General features: G+C 68.7%; 6 protein-coding genes and 1 pseudogene (1 of these 7 running past the window's edge). All 7 read left to right on the top strand.

The features are described 5' to 3' along the window. Positions 1 to 849 (top strand): annotated as a pseudogene (locus ACLBYD_RS08990) (gluconeogenesis factor YvcK family protein) (it extends 227 nt beyond the left edge of the window). After that, the gene (whiA, locus tag ACLBYD_RS08985; RefSeq protein ID WP_006551475.1) at positions 840 to 1,823 is read left to right on the top strand and encodes a DNA-binding protein WhiA; all 984 of its coding nucleotides are present in this window, start codon (positions 840 to 842) and stop codon (positions 1,821 to 1,823) included. Before ACLBYD_RS08990 ends, whiA begins: the two are co-directional and overlap by 10 nt. Positions 1,824 to 1,957: 134 nt before the next feature. Continuing rightward, positions 1,958 to 2,974: a type I glyceraldehyde-3-phosphate dehydrogenase gene (gap, locus tag ACLBYD_RS08980; protein WP_006551476.1), complete on the top strand. Its 1,017-nt coding sequence runs from the start codon at positions 1,958 to 1,960 to the stop codon at positions 2,972 to 2,974. Between the two features lie 26 nt (positions 2,975 to 3,000). After that, on the top strand, positions 3,001 to 4,212 hold the full coding sequence (locus ACLBYD_RS08975) for a phosphoglycerate kinase (protein ID WP_120282440.1): 1,212 nt from the start codon (positions 3,001 to 3,003) through the stop codon (positions 4,210 to 4,212). Positions 4,213 to 4,217: 5 nt separating this feature from the next. Further along, on the top strand, positions 4,218 to 5,006 hold the full coding sequence (gene tpiA, locus ACLBYD_RS08970; protein ID WP_447816151.1) for a triose-phosphate isomerase: 789 nt from the start codon (positions 4,218 to 4,220) through the stop codon (positions 5,004 to 5,006). A gap of 162 nt (positions 5,007 to 5,168) precedes the next feature. Beyond that, entirely contained in the window at positions 5,169 to 5,402 is a 234-nt protein-coding gene (gene secG, locus ACLBYD_RS08965; protein WP_006551479.1) for a preprotein translocase subunit SecG, read from the top strand. A gap of 64 nt (positions 5,403 to 5,466) precedes the next feature. Continuing rightward, on the top strand, positions 5,467 to 8,229 hold the full coding sequence (gene ppc, locus ACLBYD_RS08960; protein WP_447816150.1) for a phosphoenolpyruvate carboxylase: 2,763 nt from the start codon (positions 5,467 to 5,469) through the stop codon (positions 8,227 to 8,229). Positions 8,230 to 8,233 lie beyond the last annotated feature (4 nt).

Genomic DNA, 8,233 nt, shown 5'->3' with positions numbered 1-8,233 from the left:
GTCGTCCCACCCGGCGACCTGCGCATGGCGCTCGCAGCGCTCGCCGGCCGCGACGACGAGGTCCGGGTGTGGACCGAGACCGTCCAACACCGCTTCGGCGGCACGGGCGCCCTCGCCGGGCACTCGGTCGGCAACCTGATCCTCGCCGGGCTCGCCGAGGTCGCGGGCGACACCGTCACCGCCCTCGACATGCTCGCCCGCGTCCTCGACGTGCGCGGCCGTGTGCTGCCGATGTCGCCGATCCCCCTCGACATCGAAGCCGACGTCTCGGGACTCGAATCCGACCCGCGGGTGAGCCGCTGCATCCGGGGACAGGTCGCGGTGGCGACCACCCCGGGCAAGGTGCGCCGCGTCCGCCTGATCCCCGCCGATCCGCCGGCCTGCCCGCCCGCGCTCGACGCGGTGTGCGAGGCCGATCTCGTGGTGCTCGGTCCGGGATCCTGGTTCTCGAGCGTCATCCCGCACGTGCTCGTCCCGGACCTGCACGAGGCGCTGGTCCACACGACGGCGCTCAAGGTCCTCGTGCTCAACCTCGCGGCGGAACCGGGGGAGACCGCAGGCTTCTCCGCGGAACGTCACCTGCACGTTCTCGCCCAGCACGCCCCCGATTTCCGTGTCGACCACGTCGTCGTGGATGCTGCCTCGGTACCGGAAGGACGCGAGCGCGAGCACCTGAGCCGGTCCGCGGCCCGATTCGGAGCGGACGTCTCGTTCGTCGACGTCGCCGAGACCGGTACGCATCGACACGACCCCGCCAAGTTGGCGGGGGCACTGGAAACATGTCTGTCCTCGCGCGGTGGAGTCCGTGCCACACGCGGGGGCGGGAGGGAGAGCGTCTCGTGGCAATGACAGCGGAGGTCAAGGACGAGCTGAGCAGGTTGTCGGTCACCAGGATCAGCAACCGCAAGGCCGAGGTGTCCGCCCTCCTGCGCTTCGCCGGGGGATTGCACATCGTCGCCGGACGAGTGGTCGTCGAGGCCGAGGTCGACCTCGGATCGATCGCACGTCGCCTCCGCCGCGAGATCTTCGAGCTCTACAGCTATCCCGCCGAGATCCAGGTGCTCGGCGCGGGCGGTCTGCGCAAGAGCTCCCGGTACATCGTCCGCGTCGGCAAGGACGGTGAGGCGCTGGCCCGCCGCACCGGCCTGCTCGACGGTCGCGGACGGCCCGTGCGCGGACTGCCGGCACAGGTGGTCGGCGGCAGTGTCTCCGACTCCGCCGCGGCGTGGCGCGGGGCGTTCCTTGCCCACGGTTCGCTCACCGAACCGGGCCGTTCCTCGGCCCTCGAGGTCAGCTGCCCCGGCCCGGAGGCCGCCCTTGCGCTCGTCGGTGCCGCCCGCCGGCTCGGCGTCACCGCCAAGGCGCGTGAGGTGCGCGGCGCCGACCGTGTGGTGATCCGCGACGGCGAGGCCATCGGTGCGCTGCTCACCCACATGGGCGCGCAGGACACCCGACTGGTCTGGGAGGAGCGCCGCATGCGCCGGGAGGTGCGGGCGACCGCGAACCGTCTCGCCAACTTCGACGACGCCAATCTGCGCCGGTCCGCACGCGCCGCCGTGGCGGCCGCTGCGCGGGTCGAGCGGGCGTTGGCGATCCTGGGCGCCGACGTGCCCGACCACCTCGCCGCCGCCGGCGCGTTGCGCGTGCAGCACCGTCAGGCGTCGCTCGAGGAGCTCGGTCAGCTCGCCGATCCGCCGATGACCAAGGACGCCGTCGCGGGACGGATCCGCCGCCTGCTGTCGATGGCGGATCGTCGAGCGAAGGAACTCGGGATCCCCGACACGGAGTCGGCCGTCACCGCTGAGTTGCTGGACGAGGCATAGCGGGGCAGGCTTGCAAGGGAGTTCGCGCCACGACCGGGCGGCTCCCCACAGTACGACCGAACCCCACTAGGGTGGAGGTCACACGAGCACGAGCACCACCACGACCATCGAATACTGGGCAAAGGAGCTTCATTGTGACTGTCCGCGTAGGCGTGAACGGATTCGGACGCATCGGGCGCAACTTCTTCCGGGCGGTCGAGGCGCAGAAGGCACTCGGCACCACCGACATCGAGATCGTTGCCGTCAACGACCTCACCGACAACGACACCCTCGCGACGCTCCTGAAGTACGACTCGATCCTGGGGCGCCTCGACAAGGACGTGCATGTCGAGGGCGACGACATCGTCGTCGGCGACCGGAAGATCAAGGCCCTCTCGATCAAGGAAGGCCCCTCCGCTCTTCCGTGGGGCGACCTCGGTGTCGACGTCGTCGTCGAGTCCACCGGCATCTTCACCAACGCCGCCAAGGCGAAGGGTCACATCGACGCCGGCGCCAAGAAGGTCATCATCTCGGCGCCCGCCACCGACGAGGACATCACCATCGTCATGGGCGTCAACCACGACAAGTACGACGGCACGCAGAACATCATCTCCAACGCCTCGTGCACCACGAACTGCCTCGGCCCCCTCGCCAAGGTGCTGAACGACGAGTTCGGCATCGAGAAGGGCCTGATGACCACGATCCACGCGTACACCCAGGACCAGAACCTGCAGGATGGACCGCACAAGGATCTGCGTCGCGCCCGCGCCGCCGCCCTGAACATCGTCCCCACCGGCACAGGCGCCGCCAAGGCCATCGGCCTCGTGCTCCCCGAGCTGCTCGGCAAGCTCGACGGCTACGCGCTGCGCGTCCCGGTCCCGACCGGCTCGGTCACCGACCTCACCGCGACCCTCACCAAGAAGGCCACCGCCGACGAGGTCAACGCCGCCCTGAAGGCTGCCGCGGAGGGTCCGCTGAAGGGCATCCTGAAGTACAACACCGATCCGATCGTGTCCTCGGACATCGTCACCGACCCGCACTCGTCGATCTTCGACGCGCCTCTGACCAAGGTCATCGACGAGCAGGTCAAGGTCGTCTCGTGGTACGACAACGAGTGGGGCTACTCGAATCGTCTTGCCGACCTCGTCGGTCTTGTCGGCAAGTCTCTCTGAAACTCGTAGAACAGGACATTTGAACAGTGGCAGTTCAGACCCTCGAGGATCTGCTCGACGCAGGTGTGGAGGGTCGGGGCGTACTCGTGCGCTCCGACCTCAACGTCCCGCTCGACGGCGACACGATCACCGACGCCGGCCGCATCCTCGCGTCCGCGCCCACCATCCGCACGCTCGCGGAGGCCGGGGCCAAGGTCGTCGTGACCGCGCACCTCGGCCGCCCCAAGGGCGAGCCGGATCCGAAGTACTCGCTCGCGCCCGTCGCAGCGAAGCTCGGTGAGGTGCTCGGCCGCAACGTCCAGCTCGCCTCCGACGTCGTCGGCCAGGATGCGCTGGCGCGTTCCGAAGGGCTGACCGACGGCGACATCCTCCTGCTCGAGAACGTCCGCTTCGACGCTCGCGAGACCAGCAAGGACGATGCCGAGCGGCTCGCCTTCGCCCGTGAACTCGTCGAGCTCGTCGGTGACGACGGCGCATTCGTCTCCGACGGCTTCGGTGTCGTGCACCGCAAGCAGGCGTCGGTCTACGACGTCGCGACGCTGCTCCCGCACTACGCGGGTGGTCTCGTCGCGGCCGAGGTCGACGTGCTCGCCAAGCTCACCACCGACACCGAGCGTCCGTACGCCGTGGTGCTCGGCGGCTCGAAGGTCTCCGACAAGCTCGGGGTCATCGAGGCGCTCGCACCCAAGGTCGACACGCTCGTCATCGGTGGCGGTATGTGCTTCACGTTCCTTGCGGCACAGGGCTACTCGGTCGGCACGTCGCTGCTCGAGGAGTCGATGATCGACACCTGCAAGCAGCTGCTCGAACGCTTCGGCGACGTCATCCACATCCCGCAGGACGTGGTGGTGGCCGACAAGTTCGCGGCCGACGCACAGTCGCAGACCGTCGCGGCCGACTCCATCCCCGACGGATGGATGGGCCTCGACATCGGACCGGAGTCCGTGCAGCGCTTCGCCTCGCTCCTCGGCTCGGCGAAGACGGTGTTCTGGAACGGCCCGATGGGTGTGTTCGAGTTCGAGAACTTCGCGGCCGGCACGAAGGGTGTCGCGGAAGCGATCATCGAGGCCACCGGCAAGGGCGCGTTCAGCGTCGTCGGTGGCGGCGACTCCGCTGCGGCCGTGCGGTCGCTCGGACTCGGTGAGGACCGCTTCTCCCACATCTCCACCGGTGGTGGCGCCTCCCTCGAGTACCTCGAGGGCAAGGAACTGCCCGGCATCGCAGTTCTGGAGGGCTGACGGTCATGGCACGGACACCGCTCATCGCGGGCAACTGGAAGATGAACCTCAATCACCTCGAGGCCATCGCCCTGGTGCAGAAGATCGCGTTCACCCTTCCCGAGAAGTACCTCGAGAAGGTCGACGTGACGGTCATCCCCCCGTTCACCGACATCCGCTCGGTGCAGACCCTCGTCGAGGGCGACAAGCTCGGCATCACCTACGGAGCCCAGGACATCTCGGTCCACGACTCCGGCGCCTACACCGGCGAGATCTCCGGCGCGATGCTCGCGAAGCTCGGCTGCACCTACGTGGTCGTCGGGCACTCGGAGCGTCGCACCCTGCACGGTGAGACCGACGAGATCGTCCGCGACAAGGCCAAGGCCGCGCTGCGGCACGGTCTCACGCCGATCGTGTGCATCGGCGAAGGACTCGACGTCCGCGAAGCGGGCAACCACGTCGAGTACAACATCGAGCAGTTGAAGAACTCGCTCGCCGGCCTGTCCGCCGACGAGATCGCGAAGATCGTCGTCGCGTACGAGCCGGTCTGGGCCATCGGCACGGGCAAGGTCGCCTCGGCGGCCGACGCACAGGAGGTGTGCGCCGCGGTGCGCAGCACCCTCGCCGAACTCGCCTCGCCCGAGGTCGCGGCGTCGGTCCGCGTCCTGTACGGCGGGTCGGTCAACGCCGAGAACGTCGGTGAGCTCATCGCTCAGACCGACGTCGACGGCGGNGGCCTCGTGGGAGGCGCCTCCCTCAAGGCCGACGAATTCGCTCAGCTGTCGGCGATCGCCGCAGGCGGTCCGCTCCTCTAGAGCGAACAGCATCACGGTGGGGTGCAGGATCTCGACGAGACCCTGCACCCCACCCGCATTTCGCCCACCCGGCGTCCCCGGTACACCCGCAGCATCCCCACAGGACGAGCGGGTAAGCTGACGCCGACGTCGCCCACCATCCGAAGGACATCGAACACCGACATGGAACTGTTCCTGGACATCCTCCTGATCGTCACGAGCCTGTTGCTCATCCTGCTGGTGCTGCTGCACCGCGGTAAGGGCGGTGGTCTGTCCAGCCTGTTCGGTGGCGGAGTCCAGTCCAATCTCTCGGGCTCGACGGTGGCGGAGAAGAACCTCGACCGTCTCACCGTCTTCACCGGCATCATCTGGGTGATCTCGATCCTCGGCATCGGACTGCAGATCAAGTTCAGCTGATCCCCGCACGTGCACGGCCGCTGCCGCGGTCGCGCCCCGGCCGCCGGGCACAGATACTGGCCGTATGACGGACACTGTGCCTGCCTCTGCGACCGAACCCCTCCGCGAGGACATCCGCCTGCTCGGCGGCATCCTCGGCAACGTCATCCGTGAGCAGGCGGGACCCGAGACCTTCGACCTGGTCGAATCGGCCCGGGTGGAGAGTTTCCGGATCCGGCGCTCCGAGATCGACCGCACCGAACTCGCCGAACGCTTCGCCGGCGTCGCCACCGACGACCTGATTCCCGTCGCCCGGGCGTTCAGCCATTTCGGTCTGCTCGCCAATCTCGCCGAGGATCTGCACCGCGAACGACGTCGAGCCCTGCACGTGCGCGCAGGCGACCCACCGCAGGACAGCAGCCTCGCCGCCACCTACGCCAAGCTCGACGCCGCCGGTCCGGGCCTCGACGCCGACACCGTGACCGACGCGCTCGCATCGGCTCTCGTCGCCCCCGTCATCACCGCTCATCCCACCGAGACCCGCCGACGCACCGTCTTCGACGTCCAGACCGCCGTCACCGAGCTCATGCGGCGCCGGGAGAGGACCGACGAACCCGCCGCGCTCGAGGAGATCGACCGCGCCCTGTACCGGCACATCCTGACCCTCTGGGACACCGCGCTCATCCGGCTCGCGCGCCTGAGGATCATCGACGAGGTCGACAACGGTCTGCGCTACTACGACCTCGCACTGTTCGACGTCGTTCCCGCCCTCAATGCCGAAGTGCGACGCGAACTCCGGCGGCGCTGGCCGGACGCGGCGGTGCTCACCGAACCGCTGGTCCGGCCCGGAACCTGGATCGGCGGCGACCGCGACGGCAACCCCAACGTCGACGGCGAGGTCGTCACCACTGCCGCGAATCGCGCCTGTGAGACTGCGCTGCGACATCACCTCACCGAACTCGCCGCGCTCGAACGCGAACTGTCGATGTCCGAACGCACTGCGACCATCAGCAGTGCACTGAAGAAGCTCGCCGACGACTCGGGCGACGACAATCCCGCCCACAGCGACGAGCCGTACCGACGCGCCGTACACGGCATCCGCGCCCGCCTCACCGCGACCGCGGACAGGCTGCTGCCCGGCGTCGACCTGCCCCACACGGTGCGTATCCCGTGCGAGCCCTATGCCACCCCGGCCCGCCTGCACACCGACCTGAACATCGTCGACGCCTCGCTGCGCGCCGGCGGAGCGACCGTGATCGCCGACGATCGACTCGCGCACCTGCGCAGCGCCGTCGAGGTCTTCGGCTTCCACCTCGCGCCACTCGACCTGCGTCAGAATTCCGAGGTCCACGAGAACGTCGTCGCCGAACTGCTCTCCTGGGCGGGAGTGACCGACCGCTACCGCGACCTGCCGGAGGACGACAAGGTCGCGCTGCTCACCGCGGAGTTGCGGATCCGCCGCCCGCTCACCACCCCCGACGCCCACCTGTCGGACGAGACGGCCAAGGAACTCGGCATCCTGCGTGCCGCCGCCGACGTGGTCCGTCGCATCGGACCGGCCGCCATCGAGCACTACATCATCAGCATGTGCACCTCGGTGTCCGACCTGCTCGAGGTCGAGGTCCTGCTCAAGGAGGTCGGGCTGCTCGACCTCGACCGCGGCTATCCGCGCAGCACGGTGCAGGTCATCCCGCTGTTCGAGACGATCGACGACCTGCGCGGCGGTGCCGCCACGCTGACCGCCGCCCTCGCCGTGCCCGAGTTCCGCAGCCTCGTCGACGGACACGACGGACTGCAGGAGATCATGCTCGGCTACTCCGATTCCAACAAGGACGGCGGTTATCTCACCGCCAACTGGGCGCTCTACCGCGCGGAACTCGATCTCGTCGAGGCGGCGCGCACCGCCGGGATCCGGCTGCGCCTGTTCCACGGTCGCGGCGGCACCGTCGGTCGCGGTGGCGGACCGAGCTACGACGCCATCCTCGCCCAGCCTCCCGGCGCGGTCCAGGGCTCGTTGCGTCTGACCGAGCAGGGCGAGGTCATCGCCGCGAAGTACCGCGAACCGGTACTCGCCCGCCGCAACCTCGAGGCGCTCGTCTCGGCGACCCTCGAGTCGAGCCTGCTCGATGTCGAAGGCCTCGGGAAGGACGCACCGGAGGTCTACCGGATCCTCGACGAACTTGCCGACCTCGCTCGCGCCGCGTACAGCCGACTCGTGCACGAGACACCGGGATTCGTCGAGTACTTCACCACCGCGACGCCGGTCTCGGAGATCGGTGCCCTCAACATCGGCAGCCGTCCCGCCTCCCGCAAGCAGACGAAGGCGATCAGCGACCTGCGGGCCATCCCGTGGGTGCTCTCGTGGACCCAGAGCCGCGTGATGCTCCCCGGCTGGTACGGCACGGGAACGGCCGTGCAGGACTGGGTGGCCGGTGATCCGGACCGGTTGGCGACCCTGCAGGATCTCTACCGTCGCTGGCCGTTCTTCCGTTCGGTGCTGTCGAACATGGCGCAGGTGCTCGCCAAGTCCGATCTCGGCCTGGCCGCCCGGTACTCCGAACTCGTCGAGGACACCGAACTGCGCGAGCGGGTGTTCGGCAGCATCGTCGACGAGCACGCCCGCACAGTCGACGCCTACCGGCAGATCACGGGCTACGACTCGCTCGTCGCGGACAATCCGGCGCTCGAGCGGTCGCTGCACAACCGGTTCCCGTATCTCGAACCGCTCAACCACCTGCAGGTCGAGTTGCTGCGCCGGTTCCGTGCCGGTGAGGACACCGACCGTGTCCGGCGCGGTATCCAGATCACGATGAACGGTCTCGCCACGGCGTTGCGCAACAGCGGCTAGAAAA

The organism is Rhodococcus sp. C26F, from assembly GCF_053345925.1.
The sequence above is the reverse complement of the archived record's forward strand: the minus strand, read 5'-3'. Positions and strand labels throughout refer to the sequence as shown.

Coding starts and splice junctions, on each gene's coding strand:
- secG (WP_006551479.1), top strand. CDS start 5,169: ATGGAACTGTTCCTGGACATCCTCCTGATCGTCACGAGCCTGTTGCTC.
- ppc (WP_447816150.1), top strand. CDS start 5,467: ATGACGGACACTGTGCCTGCCTCTGCGACCGAACCCCTCCGCGAGGAC.